This is a genomic window from Paracoccaceae bacterium Fryx2 (assembly GCA_032334235.1).
Classification (GTDB): domain Bacteria; phylum Pseudomonadota; class Alphaproteobacteria; order Rhodobacterales; family Rhodobacteraceae; genus JAVSGI01.
In genome coordinates this window covers 998670-1014677 of record JAVSGI010000003.1, presented here as the reverse complement: position 1 = coordinate 1014677, position 16008 = coordinate 998670, and the positions used below count along the sequence as shown (strand labels likewise).

Below are 16008 nucleotides of genomic sequence, written 5' to 3'. Positions count from 1 at the left end.
GGCCGGAGACGGTCGCGCATCCTGATCATCTTCAACCATGCAGCGCAGCTCTGTTGCACAAATCGGGTGACAGACAGATCTCCCCTTTCCCTGGACAGACTCATCCCACGGCTTCAGTGACGGGTATACCGAGCGCCGTGAAGCCGTTCAGCACGGCTACACGGACCTGAAACTCGGCGACCTGACGGTCAAAGTCCCGCGCCATGAGGCGCTGACCCAGCAATTTGACGCAGTGCATCTTCGTCTCGACGCGGCTTCGGCGGTGATAACCGCTCCATCGTCGCCAGATGGTTCGGCCGAAGCGTTTCGACGCGCGTAGGGCTTCGTTGCGGGCGATTGCCCCGGGGGTGTCGGGCTTCCATGGCTTGGCGTTCTTGCGGGGCGGAATGATGGCGGCCGCACCGCGGGCGGCGATGGCGTCGTGACACTTGCGTGTGTCGAAGGCGCCATCAGCGGTGACGCTGGCGATCTCCTGATCGGGCGGGATCTGGTCGAGCAGTTCGGGCAGCATCGGCGCGTCACCGACATCGCTGGTGGTGAACTCGGCTGCGCGGATTTCCAGTGTTTTCTCGTCTATCCCGATGTGAATCTTGCGCCAGACCCGACGTTTGGTGCCGCCGTGCTTGCGCGCATTCCATTCACCTTCGCCTTCAACCTTGATCCCGGTGCTATCGATCAGAAGATGCAGCGGGCCTTGCGAGCCGCGGTGGGGGATGTTGTTGCGCGACAACCATCTTGGCCGGTGCCGACAACCACCTTGGCCGGTGGGGCTGAACGGAAGACGGGCATGCCCGTCTGGAGGGCAGCCGCACCGGCCTGATTGATTTCGGGGAAGGTGCTGGTCGCTGCGGGTTGGTAAGCCGGGTTCCTCTGCCGTCAAACGGAGGATCCGGGTTGGCCTACAAACCCATCAACGACCAGCAATTGAGATTATACATGTCCGACCTCCAGAAGCACAGTCAGCGCACGTCGGCCGCCCGCGCCGGGTTCAGCGAGCGCACAGCCCGACGCTTTGATGCCGACCCGACGCTGCCCTCGAACCGAAAGATCGTTCACGGGCGCACGGTGGCCGATCCCCTCGAAGGTTATTGGGAGGGCGACATCCTTCCCTTGCTGGAGAGGGACAGCGCCTTGCAGGCCGTTACCCTGCTGCGCCACCTGCAGGGCCTGCACCCGCTGGCCTTCCCCGACGACCGCATCCGGCGCACCCTGGAACGGCGGGTGCGGCAGTGGCGGGCGCTGAACGGACCCGAGCGCGACATCATCTTCCGCCAGACGCCGGAGCCGGGATACATGGCCCAGTCCGACTTCACCCATGCCGAGGAGCTGGCGGTGACAATCGCGGGCCAGGCGTTCCCGCACCTGCTCTATCACTTCGTCATGGTCTACAGCCGCTGGGAACATGTCGGTGTGGTCCTGGGCGGGGAGAGCTTCACGGCGCTGGCCGAGAACCTGCAGCAGGCGCTCTGGTCACTCGGCGGGGCACCGCAGGAGCATCGCACCGACAGCCTTTCGGCCGCCTTTCGCAACCTGACCGCCGATCAGTGCGAGGACATCACCAGGCGCTACAATGCCTTCGTCGGCCACTACGGCATGGACGCCAGCCGCAACAACCGGGGCGAGGCCCATGAGAACGGCTCGGTGGAATCCCAGAACCGGCACCTGAAGAAAGCCATCGAACAGGCGCTGATCCTGCGCGGCAGCCGCGACTTCGCCTGCATCGAGGACTACCGGCGCTTCATCGACGTTCTGGTGGCGCGGCGCAACCGGCAACGGGCGGCTGCGGTTCAGGCGGAACGGGCGCATCTGAAGCCCCTGCCGCCCCGGCGCACCACCGACTTCACCGAGACCGTGGTTCCGGTCACCCGCACCGGCGGCTTTCTGGTCAAGAGCATCTTCTACAGTGCACCGTCGCAGCTGATCGGGCAACGTCTGCGGGTCCACCTCTACGACGATCGCCTCGAGGCCTTTCTCGGCAGCACCCTGGTCGTCAGCCACCCCCGCGCCCGTGGTCGCGGCGATGGCCATCGCGTCCATGTCATCAATTACCACCACGCCATCCATGCCCTGCGGCGCAAACCGCAGGCCCTGTGGAGCTCGATCTACCGCGACAGCCTGTTCCCGCGAACCGAATACGCTGAGGCCTGGAAGGTGCTGCAGCGCGATCTGCCCCGCCGCGACGCCTGCCGCCGCATGGTCGACCTGCTGTTCATCGCCCACGACCGGGCCTGCGAGGCGGAACTGGCACATCTGCTGGCAGCAGAATTGGACGCGGGCCGGGTGCCCGATCCCGGACCTCTGGCATCCTGCCTGAACCCGCGGCAAACGGCGCTGCCGAGAGATGTTGCCGTCGCCCATCCCTCGCTCGACAGCTTCGATGCCCTTCTGGGAGCCTGCGCATGACCTCCCGCGAGATCGACATCCACACGCTGCCAGGCATGCTGACCGCGCTGCGCCTGCCCAGCTTCCACAAGCTTTGGGCCGACATCGCCACCCGTGCCGACACCGAAGGCTGGCCCGCTGCCCGCTTTCTGGCTGTCCTCGCGGAATACGAACTGGCCGAGCGCGACATGCGCCGCATTCAGCGCCACATGAACGAGGCACAGCTACCGGCTGGCAAGACGCTGGCGACCTTCGACTTCAAGGCGCTGCCAACCCTGCCGCGCGCCCGGATCGAGGCCTTGGCGGCCGGCGACTGGCTGGAGGGTGGCGGCAATCTGATCGCCATCGGCAATTCCGGCACGGGCAAAACGCACATTCTCTGCGCGATAGGCCATGCCCTGATCGAGCGGGGACACCGCGTGTTCTATACCCGGACCAGCGATCTGGTGCAGCGACTTCAGGCCGCCCGCCGCGATCTGGTGCTCGAAGCCGCGCTCGCCAAGCTCGACAAGTTCGACCTGATCATCCTCGACGACATCACCTACGCCCACAAGGATCAGGCCGAGACAGGCGTGCTCTTCGAGCTGATCGCCCGGCGCTACGAATGCCGCAGCATCGCCATCGCCGCCAACCAGCCCTTCAGCGGCTGGGACCAGATCTTCCCGGACAAGGCGATGACCGTCGCGGCCATCGACCGGCTGGTTCATCACGCAGCGATCCTGGAGATGAATGCCGAAAGCTTCCGCCAGCGCGCGGCCGCCTCCAACAAAGAGGCGCTGAGCAGACCGCCAACGACAACCATCGCCGACAACAAGGACAAAGGAGAAGGCTGAGCGAAAAACAATTCCAGATACGCCAACCCAGCGGCCTAAAACCGGCCAACGTGGTTGACGGTCACGGACATGCTGGTTGACGCGCTACAGGATGTTGACCTTCAGGGTCTTCTGGCGACGGCTCAGCGTGCTGAAATTGGGCACAGCCCAATCCAAATCGATGAGCCCCAGCAGGCTTTCGACGAAGCCAGTCGTCTGTCTGAGCGCCATGCCAAACAACACCTTGATGGTCAGGCAGGTCTGGATCGCGGCATCGCTATAGTCAGGCTGTCGGCCGCGCTTACCTGTCGGCGCAGCCTCCCAGATCATGGCGGTATCAAACCAGATCGTCAGCGAGCCGCGGCGCTTCAGCGCTTCGTTATAGGCGGGCCAGTTCCTGGTCTTGTAGGCGGGGGGTATGGGTCTGCTCATGCCGTCCAGCTACCACGCTGGATTCACAAGATGAATCCCTCACGGGATTTGTGCAACAGAGCCCCTTCCCGAAGTGCCGCGCGTGGCAGAAAACCTGGAACGGAGCGAAAACCCGCCGCGCGAGGATGCCTTTCTAACCTGCATCAGTGAGCGGATTGGCGGATTGGGCAAACTGCGCCAACGGCGCGGGAGACATCCTGCAGCGCCGCCCACTTCCAGAAATGATCCCGCGATGAAGGGCTATCTTGCCGATATTGAACATCTGACGGAAGAAAACGATGACTTCCGTCATGTCCTCTATACCGGCCTACACCTTCAACTGGTGCTGATGAGTCTGACGCCCGGTCAGAGCATCGGCACGGAAACTCACGCGACCCATGACCAGTTCTTTCGTATCGAGCAGGGAACGGGCGATGTCATGATCGACGGTCTGAAACGCCCAATCAAGGCCGGCGACGGCATCATCGTGCCCGCGGGCGCTGTCCACAACCTGACCAATACCGGTGAGGAACCTATGCGCCTTTACACGCTGTACGGTCCGCCCAACCACATGGACGCGCTGGTGCAGGCGACAAAATCGGAGGCGCAAGCCTCGCATGAGGTGTTCCACGGAGTGCCCACCGAAACCGCACCGTGACGTTCCGGCAACCCGTTCCAGCCGCAACCGGCCTTGACCTGCAAACCGATTTTTGCGGAGTGCATCTGTTCGGAAGTCGGGGTCCAGCCGCGACAGTTCAAAGCGCACGCTGCAGTGGCGCCCGATGTGTTCAGTCCCGGCATCTGGTGGATCGGGAATCGATCCGGCTCTGATGTCCGGGTCTTGCAGATGTATTCTTAGACGTGAGGCCGTTCAGTGTCTTCAGCCTTCGCGGGAAGTTCTAGGTCGTGTCGCGAATGCTGTGGAAATTCCCTGGCGGTGTGGTCCGGGCATGTGAAGGTTCGGTTTCTCAGGCGGCTGCGTCAAGAGGCATCGGGTCGAGGGGCTGGGAAAGCGTCTCCCAGCCGTCGACCTTGCGCATCTGGATCTGACCGGATGCCAGCAGCGCCCAGAGCAGCATCGGCACGGTCTCGGCGCAGGGCAGCACGGTCTGGGTCTTGACGCGGCGACGGAACTCCTCGTTCAGCCGTTCGATGGCGTTGGTGGTCCGGGCCGACTTCCATTGCGAGGGATCGAGGCGGGTGAAGCTGAAGAGCCGGTCCCCTGCTTCTTCAAGGCTGTCGGCAACGGCCTTGCACTTGAGCTGCCACTTGCGCAGGAATGCCTTGCGGCGGGTCTCGATCCCGGCGGCGGTGTCGGCGCAGATCATGTCGCGGTAGTCCTCGGTCAGCTCGTCGTGCAGGTGCCTGGGCGCGTGCGCCAGCAGGTTTCGGTGCTTGTGGACCGTGCAGCGCCGGATCGGCAGAGCCTCGCCCCAGAGCGCGACCAGAGCGGCTTCAAGCCCGGGAGCGCCATCGACGATGACGAATTCGGGCCGCTTCAGACCGCGGGCATCAAGGTCGTCGAGGAACTGGCGCCAGGCAGATGTGCTCTCTCCGCCCATGTTCTTGATGGATAACAATACCTTCTGCCCGTCGCGGCGGATGCCGATCGCCGCCAGCACCGAGATGTTGGTGGCCTTGCGGTCCAGCCGGGTCCGGATCACGGTGCCGTCGAGGATCAGCCGGACGATGTCCTCGTCGGCCAGGCTGCGGGCCGACCAGGCATCCCAGTCCACCTTCACCTTGCGCCAGGCCCGGCTGACCACATCCTTGCTGACGGCGCCCTCGAACAGCCCGAACAGCGCCCGCTTGACGCGCCGGGTGTTGGTCCCGGCAAGATAGACCGCCGCGATCAGCGCCTCGGCCTTCTTCGTCAGCCGCTGGTAGCGCGGCAGCGCCTTCGAGCGCCATTCCTTAGCCTTGCCGTCCTCGTCCTCGACCCGGGCGCGGGGCACGCACACCGTTTCGGTGCCGAAGGTGCCGGTCAGCTGCCGCTCGCGGTGCCCGTGGCGATAGCCCTTCGCCTTCTCGTCGCCGCGACCGTAGCGCATGCGGCCGAGAAACTCGGCCAGTTCCTCTTCAAACATGGTCTCGATGGTCGCGCGGACGCTCGCCCGCAGGCGCTCCTCGATCGGGTCATACCCGGTCGTGTCGGGCAGTAGCGAAAAGGCCGAGCTGTCGGTAATGTCGTTCATGGCGTGATCTCCCTGGCGGTTGGCGCCGCCGGCTGGGTGGGTTTCAGTTCACCCGGAGATTACGCCGCCTTCAAATTTCCACCACTCCCGCGACACCACCAAGTTCTATGCCGCCAGAAAGTCCGTGAATTGTGTCCGCGGCTGACCGTGTTTTTCGCAGTGGAGCCGTTTCACTGGCGCGTCCTTGCTCGTCCGGTTCAATCGCTCGACCTGACCGTTGGTCCGCGGGTTGTTGGGGTTGGTCAGGCGGTGATCGAGGGCGTTGGCCTCGCGGATCATGACGAAGCGCATCGGCCGGGAATAGCTGGAGTTGCCGTTCCGGGGTTGCCCGGCGAACTGGATGCCATTGTCGGTCAATATGGTGTGGACCTGCTATGGCACGGCTTCGAGCATGTGCTGCAGGAACTCCCGGGCAGTTTTCTGTCAGCCGTTGCAACCAGTTGAGCCACGGCAAACTTGGCGGTCCGGTCAATGCCCACATAGAGACGGAGCTTGCCTTCGGTGGAAAGAGCCCGACGGGGTAGCGCCTGAGCCTCTGGCGACCGGGCTTGTCGCCCGCGACATCAGGCAGGCGCGAGGTGCTGTGCCGCTCCGGACAGCGATGCAGCGCTGACCGGGGCAGGTGCGGGATCGACGACTGAAGCGCATGGAGGCAACCGTCCGGCGGCAGCAGCGTGTGGCGTTTCCTGCTATACAGCGCCCTGAGGTCCGGGATCAGCGGGTGCCCTGTGCCTGTCGGGCATAGAGGCGTTCGTGAAGATCGCCGACCCATCCGTCGCACAGGCGGGCCCCCATGGCGCGGGCCTGTTCGGCCAGGCACCGGATCGTGCCGTCAGGGAAGTGATGCTCCACCTTGGCCGTGGAAAGTGGCAGGCGATCTGCGGCCGGATCGTCGGCCAGCAGGGCGAAGAAGGCGGGCTCGCAGTCGACCAGCACGCCATCCCGATCGAAGATGACCGCTTGGCGAGTCATGCCGGCGGCCCTTCGGGGGCGCGCAGGATGGTGACCAGCGTCTCGCCGTATCTGCGCTGATCGAGGAGGTGGAAGCCGGGGGGCGGCAGCGGGGGTGTGTTCTCTTCCCAGACCACCAGGGCGTGCGGGGCGATCCAGCCGCCGGCGATGCAGGACTTCAGCGCCGCCTCGCCGCGGGCCATGCCGTAAGGCGGGTCGAGGAACGCCAGCGTGCAGGCGGGGCCCGGGTTGTCAGCCATGCGGGTGGCGTCGCGGCGCAGGATCCGGGTGGTTTGGGCGGCGCCCAGGATCTCGATGTTGCGTCGCAGGAGCGCGTTTGCGGGGGCGCCGTCATCGACGAAGGTGACCGACGCCGCACCGCGCGACAAGGCCTCCAGCCCCAGCGCACCGGTGCCGGCGAAAAGGTCGAGCACGCGGGCGCCTTCGACCGGGTCGCCGTAATTGCCGTTGATCAGCAGGTTGAACACCGCCTCGCGCACCCGGTCCGAGGTCGGGCGCAGGTGGCCCGCCGCGTCGCCGGCGCCGACCGGGCAGAGCCTGCGGCCGCGATGTGTGCCGCCGATTATCCGCATCATGACAGCAGCGCCTTAAGGTTGGTGGCCGGGTCGGCGACCGCCGCCGGATCGGGGCTGCGCCCGGTTTCCAGCAGGCGTTTGCCGACCATGTAGGCGCGCGGGTCGTTCATCGCATCCACCGCCAGCAGGCGGTCGCCGCGGAAATACCAGAACGAGACGCTGCCGCCCTCGGGCCCGCGCGTCACGATGCGGTCATGGCCGGTGTTCAGCCCGGCAATCTGCAGCTTGGTTTCATACTGGTCCGACCAGAACCACGGCAGCGGCACATAGGCACGGCCCGCCCCCAGCATGTTGTCGGCCACCAGTTCGGCCTGATCAATGGCGTTTTGCACCGATTCCAGCCGAAGCCGCCCGCCCTGCCACGGGAACGATGCGCAATCGCCTGCCGCCCAGATTGCCGGGGCCGAGGTGCGGCCCTGCGCGTCCGTGGCAATGCCGTTGTCGAGCGCCAGGCCCGCCGCCTCGGCCAGTGCCGTATCGGGCAGGACGCCGACGCCGGCGATCACGAAATCGGCGGGCAGGATGCGGCCGTCGGTCAGGCGGGCGGCGGTGACGGCGGTCTCGCCCAGCAGGCAGTCCAGCCCGGTGCCCTCGATCAGGCGCACGCCATGCGCGACGTGCAGTGCGCGGAACCAGGCAGAGGTTTCAGGCGCGGCCACCCGTTGCAGGATGCGGGGGGCCATTTCGACCACCGTCACGTCGAGACCCAGCTTCGAGGCCACGGCCGCGGCCTCCAGCCCGATGTAGCCGCCACCGATGATCACGACGCGGCGGCCGGGCCGGAACTCGGGCCGCATCGCCTCGACATCTGCCAGGGTCCGCACCACATGCACGCCCGACAGCCTGCCGCCCATCGCAGAGGGCAGTCGGCGCGCAACGGCGCCGGTGGTCAGGGCAAGCTGGTCATAGGCGATGACTTCCGACCCGAGCCGCAACGTCCGGCCGCCGGGGTCGATGGCATCGACGCGCTGCCCCAGCCGCAGGGTGACGGCGTTCTCGGCGTAGAAGGCGGGCGCGCGCAGGTGCAGCCGCTCTTCGGTCATTTCCCCCAGCAGGTAGGCCTTCGACAGCGGCGGGCGCTGATAGGGCGGGGCTGTTTCGGCGCCGATCAGCGTCAGCGGGCCGCCATGACCCGCGCTGCGCAGGCGCGCCACCAGCGCCACCCCGGCCTGCCCGGCCCCGATCACCACGATATGCGTCACCGCTATTCTCCCGATGGCGAACCGCATCGCCTCTGGCCCCGTGCCGGTCGGGAACCTATATCTCGGACGAGTGGAAACGCAACGCGCGAGGGATGACGACATGACGATTTCTGTAGGCGACCGCCTGCCCGGGGCCACCCTGGTGAAGCTGGGGGAAAACGGGCCGGAACAGGTGAACCTGACCGACCGCATCGCGGGCCGCAACGTGGTGATCTTTGCCGTGCCCGGCGCCTTCACGCCGACCTGCCATTCGGCGCATGTGCCCAGCTTCATCCGCACCAGCGATGCTTTCCTGGCCAAGGGTGTCGACGAGATCATCTGCATCGCGGTCAACGATCCCTTCGTGATGAAGGCCTGGGGCGAGGCGACGGGTGCCACCGAGGCCGGGATAACCCTGCTGTCGGATGCGCAATCCGAACTGACCGGCGCGCTGGGCATGGCCTTCGACGCGCCCCCCGTCGGCCTGATGGCGCGGTCGAAGCGTTATGCCATGCAGGTGATCGACGGCAAGGTGACCGTGCTGCATCTGGAGGAAAGCCCGGGCGTATGCGAGGTTTCGGGCGGCGAGGCGATGCTGGCGGCGATCTGACCCCCCAATCGGGAAAGGGCGGCCAGTCACCCCGCGCCGCCCTCTCCGGTTTCTTCTTGGCCCAAATACCCCCTTTTCCTACCCTGGGGTCCGCCTCCGGCGGGGGTATTTGGGCAAGAAGAAGCCGGGTCAGCGCAACAGACTGTCCATCTTCGCGGCGAGCTTCACGTCCAGATCGGTCAGGGCGCCGGTGTCATGCGTGGTCAGGGTGATGGTGACGGTCTTGTAGACATTCGACCATTCGGGGTGGTGGTTCCATTTCTCGGCCCAGAGGGCGGCGCGGGTCATGAAGCCGAAGGCCTCGATGAAACTGGCGAAGGTGAAGGTCTTGTGCAGGGCCTGGCCGTCGCGGGTCAATGCCCAGCCGGTGGCAAGCAGCGGGGCAACGTCGGGGGCGCTCATGCCTGGGCCATCAGGGCGGCGTCGGCGGCTGCGGCGCGGGCGCGGGCCGGGCGGTCCTTGATACGGTCCCAATAGGCGGTGAAGGCGGGTTTGGCGGGGATGCCGTTGTATTGCATCGCAAAGCCGATCTGCGCGCCGACATAGACATCGGCGGCGGAAAAACTGTCACCGGCGATGTAGGGGCTGCGGGCCAGCGCCCCTTCCAGCGTGGCAATCACCAGATCGAAATGGCCGTAGCCGACAAAGCCGCGCTTTTCGGCAGGTATCTCGATGCCGAGCGCGCGGTTGGTCACCGCGGCCTCCAGCGGGCCCGCGCCAAAGAACAGCCAGCGGTAGCAGGCGGCGCGGTTGGCGGGGGCGAGGCCCGCCTCGGGGAAGGCATCGGCAAGGTAGGCGCAGATCGCGGCGCATTCGGTCACGACGTGGCCGCCGTGCGTCAGGGTCGGCACCTTGGCCATCGGGTTCAGCGCCAGATAGGCGGGGCTGTGCATCTCGGGGCCATAGGCCAGCGGCACGGCGGTATAGGGCTGGCCCACCTCCTCCAGCATCCAGCGCGCGATGGCGCCGCGCGATTGCGGGTTGGTGTAGAGCGTCAGTTCGGTCATCGCAGCCTCCCGGTTTGGCCGGGACAGCATGGCACGGGGCGCGGGGCTTGTCAGTCTTCGGATGCGGGGCGGCGGAACGGGCCGTAGGCGGTCAGCACCTCGATCTCCTCGTCGACCGCGCGGCGTTCGGCGGCAAGGTAGCGGGCGATGGCGTCGCGCAGGCCGGGGTCGGCGATCCAGTGCAGCGAATGCACCGGGGTCGGCAGGTAGCCGCGCGCCAGCTTGTGTTCGCCCTGCGCCCCGGCCTCGACACGCGACAGGCCGTTGGCGATGGCCCAGTCGATCGCCTGATAGTAGCAAAGCTCGAAATGCAGGCAGGGGTGGTCTTCGCTGCACCCCCAGTAGCGGCCAAAGAGGGTATCGCGGCCGATGAAGTTCAGTGCGCCCGCCACGGGCACGCCGTCGCGTTCGGCCAGCACCAGCAGGATGTCGTCGCGCATGGTGGCGTGAAAGGCATCGAAGGCGCGGCGGGTCAGGTAGGGCGTGCCCCATTTGCGCCCGCCGGTGTCCTGGTAGAAATGCCAGAACGCCTGCCAATGCGCGGGCTCGATGGCGTCGCCGGTCAGGGCGCGGATGGTCAGGCCCGCGGCGCGGGCGGTTTCGCGTTCCTTGCGGATGGTCTTGCGCTTGCGCGAGGCGAGGTCGGCCAGGAAATCGTCGAACGTGGAGTAGCCGCGGTTTTCCCAGTGGAACTGCTGGGTGATGCGGTGCAGCAGGCCCAGGTCGGCCCCGGCCAGCGCCTCGTCGGGCGTGCAGAAAGTGACGTGCAGCGATGACAGGCCGTTTTGTTCGGCAATGCTGGTGGCGGCGGCGATCAAGGCGCGGCGGCCGGTGGCCTCATGCCCCGGCGCGGTCAGGAAGCGCCGGCCGGTGGCGGGGGTGAAGGGCACGGCGATCTGCAGCTTGGGGTAGTAGCGCCCACCCGCCCGGTCATAGGCCTGCGCCCAGTTGTGATCGAAGATGTATTCCCCCTGGGAATGCGACTTGGCGTAGAGCGGTGCTGCGGCAATGACGGTGCCCCCCTGCCGGATGACCAGCGGGTGCGGCTGCCAGCCGGTGCCGGTTCCGGTGGAGTGCGACGCATCCAGAGCCGCGAGGAAGCGGTGGGTGGTGAAAGGGTCGATCGGGCGGCCGCCGTCAGCGGTCTCGGGGCAAGCCAGCGCGTCCCAGGTGGTGGCGGGAATGTCGGCAAGGCCGGTGTGAAGGGTCGCTTCGGGGTCAGGTAGGGTCATCGGGCCGCCGGTATTGCGGAGAGGCCGGGGGGCTGTCTGCCCCCGGACCCCCCGAGGATATTTGAGCCAAGGTGAATGGGATGGAAGTCGTGCAAAGATGTGGCAGTTCGGCCTTGCGTCAAGCCGGGAGGGCGGCGGCGTAGCGTTCGAAAGTGATGTTTTCGGCGATCTGGCGGGCTGTTGCCTCGTCGGTGGCGGAGGTGATCGTCCAGCACAGGAGGGCCGCGCCCTGGGCCCTGAGGTCGGCGACGCGCGGGCGGGCGAGGTCGTGCCATTCGTGGCTGATGAAGCTGGCGCCGGTACGGTCGTAGTCGCGGATCTGTCGCAGCGTGTCGCAGATGCGGGGGGGCAGGGGGGCCCAGGCGTCAGGATCGAAGGCCGAGGTGGTCAGGCCGCGCGGCAGGTGCGGGGCGAGGCGGGCCATTTCGGCAACCGAATGGGGGTTGAAGGACATCACCGCCACCGGTCCTGCGTAGCCCTGCAGGGCGGCGGCGGTGGCGGCCTCGAGGCGGCCGACATCGGGGCCGAGCGCGCCGCTCTGGTCCTTGATCTCGACCAGCAGGGGCACGCGGCCTGCGACCAGGGCGAGGATTTCGGGCAGGGTGGGGATGCCGTCTTCGGCATCGCTCAGGCCGAGGGCGGCGAGGGCGGCGGCGCTGTGGGCGCGCAGCGGGCCGGTGGCGGTGGTCAGGCGGTCGAGCAGGTCGTCGTGGAACACCATCGCCTGCCCATCTGCCGAAAGCTGCAAGTCGATCTCGATGCCGTAGCCCGCCGCCACCGCCGCGCGCACCGCGGCACGCGAGTTTTCCGGGCGGCGGGCGGCGCGGTCGTGCAGGGCGCGGTGGGCGATCGGGGTGGTGCGGAACGCCTCGGGCAGGCGGGGGTGCATCAGTTCAACTCGAAGATGCCTTCGATTTCGACCGCGACGCCCAGTGGCAGCGAGGCGGCCGAGATGGCCGAGCGGGCGTGGCGCCCGGCCTCGCCAAGCACCGCCACGAGGAAGTCGGAGGCGCCGTTGATCACCTTGGGCTGGTCGATGAAATCGGCGGTGGAGTTGACGAAGCCGGTCAGCTTCACCACGCGCTTGAGCCGCGACAGGTCGCCGTCGCAGGCCTTGCGGACCTGCGCCAGCAGGCTGATGGCGCAGTGCCGGGCGGCCTCGGCCCCCTGTTCGATGGCAAGGTCGGCGCCGAGGCGGCCCTTGATCAGCCCTTCGGGCGTCTGGCTGATCTGGCCCGAGACATGGACCATCGTGCCGACCACCACGAAGGGCACATAGTTGGCGGCGGGTGCCGGGGCGTCGGGCAGGGTGACGCCCAGTTCGGCAAGGCGGGTTTCGATGCGGGTCATGGCGTGCTCCGTCAGGTTCGGGCGGAGGCTAGCCGGGACGGGGCGGGGCGGCAAGGCCCCGCCGGATCAGCTTTCGCGGAAGGCGCGGGTGAAGTAGTCGGTAAAGGGTTTCAGCAGGAAGGCGAGGGGCGTGCGCGCATCGGTCTGCATGAACACCTCGACCGGCATCCCGGGGATCAGCGCGAGCCCTTCGAGCTTTTCCATCTCGCCCGGGTCGAGCACGATTTCCGCGCGATAGAACGACAGGTTGCTGGCCGTGTCGGTCAGCGCGTCGGCCGAGACCTTCGCAACCTGGCCGTCGAGTTCGGGCGTGGTGCGGGTCGAAAAGGCCGAGAATACCAGCTTGGCCGCCTGGCCGACATGCACCTGGTCGATATCGTTCGGCGGCACCTGGGCCACGATCACCAGCGGCCTGTCCTGCGGGATCAGATACAGCACCGGATCGGCGGGGCGCAGCACCGAGCGCGGCGTGGTGACCTGCATCCCCAGCACGATTCCCGACACCGGGGCGCGAATGTCGAGCCGCAGGATGCGCTCGGTCAGGGCGCGGCGGCGTTCGGCCAGTTCCAGTTCGCGGTAGCCGATGTCGCGCAACTGGGTGATCGCCTCTTCGCGGCGGGTGGAGGACAGCCGCAGGATCTCGATCTCGATCTCGGTGATGCGGCCCTCGGCCTGGGCGCGGCTGGCGTTCAGTTCGCCGACCTGGCCGCGCAGCCGGGCCTCTTCGCGCTGCAGGTTCAGCACGCGGCTGGACTGCGTGAGGCCGCGGTCGAGCAGGGCCTGCTGGTCGGCCAGTTCCTGGCGGATCAGATCAAGCTGGGTCGCGAGCGCGGCGTTCTGCGCGTCGATGCCGGTGATCTGGCTGTCGATCTGGTTGCGGCGCTTGCCAAGCTGGTTGGTCTGGTTGGCAAGGGTTTCCTGCCGCGCGGCGAACAGGCGGATCTGGCCGTCGATCTGCTCGGCGATCTCGGGGCGGGTGGCGGAGATCTCGGCCAACTCGCCCGTCACGGTGATCTCGGCCGCGTCGTCGCGTTCGGCGGTCAGGCGCGAACGGCGGGCGAGGATCTCGAACAGCTGGCCTTCGACGATCGACAGTTCGGACCGCAGCAGCCCGCCGTCAAGGCGCAGCAGCAGGTCGCCCGCCGCCACCACGTCGCCATCCGAGACCGAGATGCTTTCGACCACGCCGCCGTCGGGATGCTGGACGATCTGGCGGCTTTGTTCGACCTCCAGCTGCCCCGAGGCGACGATGGCCCCGGCGATGCTGGTCGCCACGCTCCAGATGCCGAAGCCGCCGACCAGTGCGACGAGGGTCAACATGCCCAGCAGCACCGGGCCGCGGGCCGACCATCTGGCGTCGTCCGGGGGCGATGCGGGCGGTTTTGCCGACCCGGGCGCGGCGCCCGTCAGCACCAGAGGGGCCGACGGGGGCACGGCCTGCGGCTTGATCGGGGCTTCCGGCGGGGTTGCCTGCGGACTGGTCATGACACGCCTCCGGGGCCTGCGTTCTTCACGATTTCGGTATGGTTCTTGACCATGTCGCGCAGCACCTGGTCGCGCGGCCCGAAGGCGCGTCGGGTGCCGTCTTCCAGCACCATCAGCAGGTCGCATTCCTGGATGGCGGCGGGGCGGTGCGCCATGATCAGCACGGACCGTCCTTCGGCCTTCATCGCACGGATCGCATGGTTCAGCGCCACGGAGCCGTCGTTGTCGAGGTTCGAGTTGGGCTCGTCCAGCACCAGGATCACCGGGTTGCCGTAAAGCGCGCGGGCCAGCCCGACCCGCTGGATCTGGCCGCCGGAAAGACGGCCGCCGATGCTTGTCACACGCGTGTCATAGCCTTCCGGCAGGCGCAGGATCATGTCATGCGCCGCGGCCTTCTTTGCCGCCTCGACCACCATCGCGGCATCGGGCCGGGTGTTCAGCCGGGCGATGTTCTCGGCAATGGTGCCGTCGAACAGGGTGACGCTCTGCGGCAGATACCCCATGTAGCTGCCCAGCACGTCGGTGTCATACTGGTCGAGCGTCGCCCCATCCAGCCGGATCTTGCCGCCGGCCGGCCGCCAGACGCCGATCAGCGCCCGCGCCAGCGACGACTTGCCCGACCCGGACGGCCCGATCACCCCCAGCGCCTTGCCCGGTTCAAGCTGAAAGCTGACCATGCGCAGCACGGCCTGCTGTTCGCCGGGCGGCACCACGGTCAGGTTCTGCACATCGAGCATGGCCTTGGGGCGGGGCAGGGCGGTGCGCGGCGCATCGACCGGCTGGCGGGTGAAAAGCTCGGCCAGCCGGGCCCAGCCTTCCTGCGCGCGCTGCACGAGGGCCCATTGGCTGACCGCGACCTCGATCGGCTGCAACGCCCGCCCCATCAGGATCGAGCCCGCGATCATCGCGCCCGGCGTCAGTTCCTGTTGCAGCACCAGCCAGGCACCGACCCCCAGCATGGCCGATTGCAGGAAAAGCCGGAAGGTCTTGGAGGTGACCGAGAACGCCCCCCCGATGTCGGCCGCGGCAATGCTTTCGCGCAGCGACCTTTCGCGCGCGACGCGCCAGCGTTCGAAGGCATTGCCGAACATGCCCAGACCCTGCACGATCTCGGCCTCGGCCTTCAGGTTCTCGGCCATGCGGTCGGCCTGCTGGGTGGATGTGTTGGCCTGGTTCACCGGCGCCTTCGTCATCCGCTGGTTCATGATCGTGACCAGCACAAGGACCACCCCGCCGCCGACCGCCAGCCACCCCATCAGCGGGTGAAAGATGAAGATCGCCGCGATGAACAGAGGCGTCCACGGTACGTCGCAGATCGCGATCAGCACCGGCGAGGACCACAGGCGCTGCACCGATTCCAGATCGCGCTGCCCGGAAATCGCGACCGGGTCACCCGGCACCAGCGACAGCCGCCGGAGCGCCGCGCGGAACACCCGGCGATCCAGCCGTTCCTGGAACCGCGCCCCGACTCGCGCCATGATCCGGCTTCGGGCATGGTCCAGCAGGCCCATCGCCAGAAACAGGAACGCCGCGAGCACCGACAGCGCGACCAGCGTCGCCTCCGACCGCGACCCCAGCACCCGGTCATAGATCTGCAACATGTAGATCGGCCCGGTGAGCATCAGGATGTTCACGAACACGCTGAACAAAAACACCACCGACATGAGCTTTCGCGACTCGCCGCGCGCCGCGCGCAGTTCCGCCTGACCCGGTGCCGTTGCGTTTGCCACCATGAAACCCCCTTCGCCGACGTGACGCCATCGGCGGCATGTCGAAACTATATCGTTTGCGCCGCG

Annotated in this window: 16 protein-coding genes and 3 pseudogenes; 5 read left to right on the top strand and 14 right to left on the bottom strand. The window is 67.2% G+C overall.

All coding sequences use genetic code 11. The annotated features are described in order from the left end of the window. Positions 1-100: 100 nt before the first annotated feature. Positions 101-718, bottom strand: a pseudogene (locus RNZ50_05975) (IS5 family transposase). Between the two features lie 176 nt (positions 719-894). Here RNZ50_05975 and istA point away from each other — a divergent pair. Then, positions 895-2403: an IS21 family transposase gene (istA, locus tag RNZ50_05970; protein ID MDT8854583.1), complete on the top strand. Its 1509-nt coding sequence runs from the start codon at positions 895-897 to the stop codon at positions 2401-2403. Then, the gene (gene istB, locus RNZ50_05965) at positions 2400-3215 is read left to right on the top strand and encodes an IS21-like element helper ATPase IstB (protein ID MDT8854582.1); all 816 of its coding nucleotides are present in this window, start codon (positions 2400-2402) and stop codon (positions 3213-3215) included. The genes istA and istB overlap by 4 nt, the downstream gene beginning before the upstream one ends. A 90-nt stretch (positions 3216-3305) precedes the next feature. On the opposite strand, the pseudogene RNZ50_05960 reads toward istB, so the two are convergent. Continuing rightward, positions 3306-3626, bottom strand: a pseudogene (locus RNZ50_05960) (transposase). A gap of 82 nt (positions 3627-3708) precedes the next feature. On the opposite strand from RNZ50_05960, the gene RNZ50_05955 reads away from it, so the two are divergent. Then, the gene (locus RNZ50_05955; protein ID MDT8854581.1) at positions 3709-4263 is read left to right on the top strand and encodes a cupin domain-containing protein; all 555 of its coding nucleotides are present in this window, start codon (positions 3709-3711) and stop codon (positions 4261-4263) included. Between the two features lie 125 nt (positions 4264-4388). Here RNZ50_05955 and RNZ50_05950 read toward each other — a convergent pair. Together RNZ50_05950 and RNZ50_05945 are read right to left on the bottom strand one after the other, a co-directional pair. After that, positions 4389-4504 (bottom strand): annotated as a pseudogene (locus RNZ50_05950) (IS481 family transposase). Positions 4505-4573: 69 nt separating this feature from the next. Next, positions 4574-5800, bottom strand: coding sequence for an IS256 family transposase (locus RNZ50_05945; protein ID MDT8854580.1), 1227 nt, complete (start codon positions 5798-5800; stop codon positions 4574-4576). Positions 5801-5803: 3 nt separating this feature from the next. Here RNZ50_05945 and RNZ50_05940 point away from each other — a divergent pair, with 3 nt between their 5' ends. Beyond that, positions 5804-6244: a hypothetical protein gene (locus tag RNZ50_05940; GenBank protein ID MDT8854579.1), complete on the top strand. Its 441-nt coding sequence runs from the start codon at positions 5804-5806 to the stop codon at positions 6242-6244. Between the two features lie 270 nt (positions 6245-6514). Here RNZ50_05940 and RNZ50_05935 read toward each other — a convergent pair whose 3' ends face one another. The 3 genes from RNZ50_05935 to RNZ50_05925 are packed head-to-tail and all read right to left on the bottom strand — an operon-like array spanning position 6515 to position 8549. After that, entirely contained in the window at positions 6515-6772 is a 258-nt protein-coding gene (locus RNZ50_05935) for a hypothetical protein (protein MDT8854578.1), read from the bottom strand. Next, the gene (gene rsmD, locus RNZ50_05930; protein ID MDT8854577.1) at positions 6769-7344 is read right to left on the bottom strand and encodes a 16S rRNA (guanine(966)-N(2))-methyltransferase RsmD; all 576 of its coding nucleotides are present in this window, start codon (positions 7342-7344) and stop codon (positions 6769-6771) included. Before rsmD ends, RNZ50_05935 begins: the two co-directional genes overlap by 4 nt. After that, a complete protein-coding gene (locus RNZ50_05925) occupies positions 7344-8549 on the bottom strand; it encodes an FAD-dependent oxidoreductase (protein ID MDT8854576.1) in 1206 nt (401 codons plus the stop codon). The genes rsmD and RNZ50_05925 overlap by 1 nt, the downstream gene beginning before the upstream one ends. A 100-nt stretch (positions 8550-8649) precedes the next feature. Here RNZ50_05925 and RNZ50_05920 point away from each other — a divergent pair, with 100 nt between their 5' ends. After that, entirely contained in the window at positions 8650-9138 is a 489-nt protein-coding gene (locus RNZ50_05920; GenBank protein MDT8854575.1) for a peroxiredoxin, read from the top strand. A 129-nt stretch (positions 9139-9267) separates the two neighbouring features. On the opposite strand, the gene RNZ50_05915 is transcribed toward RNZ50_05920, so the two are convergent. The 7 genes from RNZ50_05915 to RNZ50_05885 form a co-directional block, all read right to left on the bottom strand. Further along, positions 9268-9540, bottom strand: a complete 273-nt coding sequence (locus RNZ50_05915) for a 4a-hydroxytetrahydrobiopterin dehydratase (GenBank protein MDT8854574.1) — start codon at positions 9538-9540, stop codon at positions 9268-9270. After that, the gene (locus RNZ50_05910) at positions 9537-10145 is read right to left on the bottom strand and encodes a glutathione S-transferase family protein (GenBank protein ID MDT8854573.1); all 609 of its coding nucleotides are present in this window, start codon (positions 10143-10145) and stop codon (positions 9537-9539) included. Before RNZ50_05910 ends, RNZ50_05915 begins: the two co-directional genes overlap by 4 nt. 50 nt (positions 10146-10195) lie before the next feature. After that, positions 10196-11377 (bottom strand): GNAT family N-acetyltransferase, encoded by a 1182-nt coding sequence (locus RNZ50_05905; GenBank protein ID MDT8854572.1) that lies wholly within the window; start codon positions 11375-11377, stop codon positions 10196-10198. 118 nt (positions 11378-11495) lie between these two features. Next, positions 11496-12266: a glycerophosphodiester phosphodiesterase family protein gene (locus tag RNZ50_05900; GenBank protein ID MDT8854571.1), complete on the bottom strand. Its 771-nt coding sequence runs from the start codon at positions 12264-12266 to the stop codon at positions 11496-11498. Then, positions 12266-12727, bottom strand: a complete 462-nt coding sequence (locus RNZ50_05895) for a RidA family protein (GenBank protein ID MDT8854570.1) — start codon at positions 12725-12727, stop codon at positions 12266-12268. The genes RNZ50_05900 and RNZ50_05895 overlap by 1 nt, the downstream gene beginning before the upstream one ends. 66 nt (positions 12728-12793) lie before the next feature. After that, entirely contained in the window at positions 12794-14047 is a 1254-nt protein-coding gene (locus tag RNZ50_05890) for an HlyD family type I secretion periplasmic adaptor subunit (GenBank protein MDT8854569.1), read from the bottom strand. A 161-nt stretch (positions 14048-14208) separates the two neighbouring features. Next, positions 14209-15945 carry a type I secretion system permease/ATPase gene (locus RNZ50_05885; GenBank protein ID MDT8854568.1) on the bottom strand — a complete coding sequence of 579 codons (1737 nt, stop codon included), beginning with the start codon at positions 15943-15945 and terminating at the stop codon, positions 14209-14211. Between the last annotated feature and the right edge of the window lie 63 nt (positions 15946-16008).

Coding starts and splice junctions, on each gene's coding strand:
- istB (MDT8854582.1), top strand. CDS start 2,400: ATGACCTCCCGCGAGATCGACATCCACACGCTGCCAGGCATGCTGACC.
- RNZ50_05945 (MDT8854580.1), bottom strand. CDS start 5,800: ATGAACGACATTACCGACAGCTCGGCCTTTTCGCTACTGCCCGACACG.
- RNZ50_05935 (MDT8854578.1), bottom strand. CDS start 6,772: ATGACTCGCCAAGCGGTCATCTTCGATCGGGATGGCGTGCTGGTCGAC.
- rsmD (MDT8854577.1), bottom strand. CDS start 7,344: ATGCGGATAATCGGCGGCACACATCGCGGCCGCAGGCTCTGCCCGGTC.
- RNZ50_05920 (MDT8854575.1), top strand. CDS start 8,650: ATGACGATTTCTGTAGGCGACCGCCTGCCCGGGGCCACCCTGGTGAAG.
- RNZ50_05915 (MDT8854574.1), bottom strand. CDS start 9,540: ATGAGCGCCCCCGACGTTGCCCCGCTGCTTGCCACCGGCTGGGCATTG.
- RNZ50_05910 (MDT8854573.1), bottom strand. CDS start 10,145: ATGACCGAACTGACGCTCTACACCAACCCGCAATCGCGCGGCGCCATC.
- RNZ50_05905 (MDT8854572.1), bottom strand. CDS start 11,377: ATGACCCTACCTGACCCCGAAGCGACCCTTCACACCGGCCTTGCCGAC.
- RNZ50_05900 (MDT8854571.1), bottom strand. CDS start 12,266: ATGCACCCCCGCCTGCCCGAGGCGTTCCGCACCACCCCGATCGCCCAC.
- RNZ50_05895 (MDT8854570.1), bottom strand. CDS start 12,727: ATGACCCGCATCGAAACCCGCCTTGCCGAACTGGGCGTCACCCTGCCC.
- RNZ50_05890 (MDT8854569.1), bottom strand. CDS start 14,047: ATGTTGACCCTCGTCGCACTGGTCGGCGGCTTCGGCATCTGGAGCGTG.
- RNZ50_05885 (MDT8854568.1), bottom strand. CDS start 15,945: ATGGTGGCAAACGCAACGGCACCGGGTCAGGCGGAACTGCGCGCGGCG.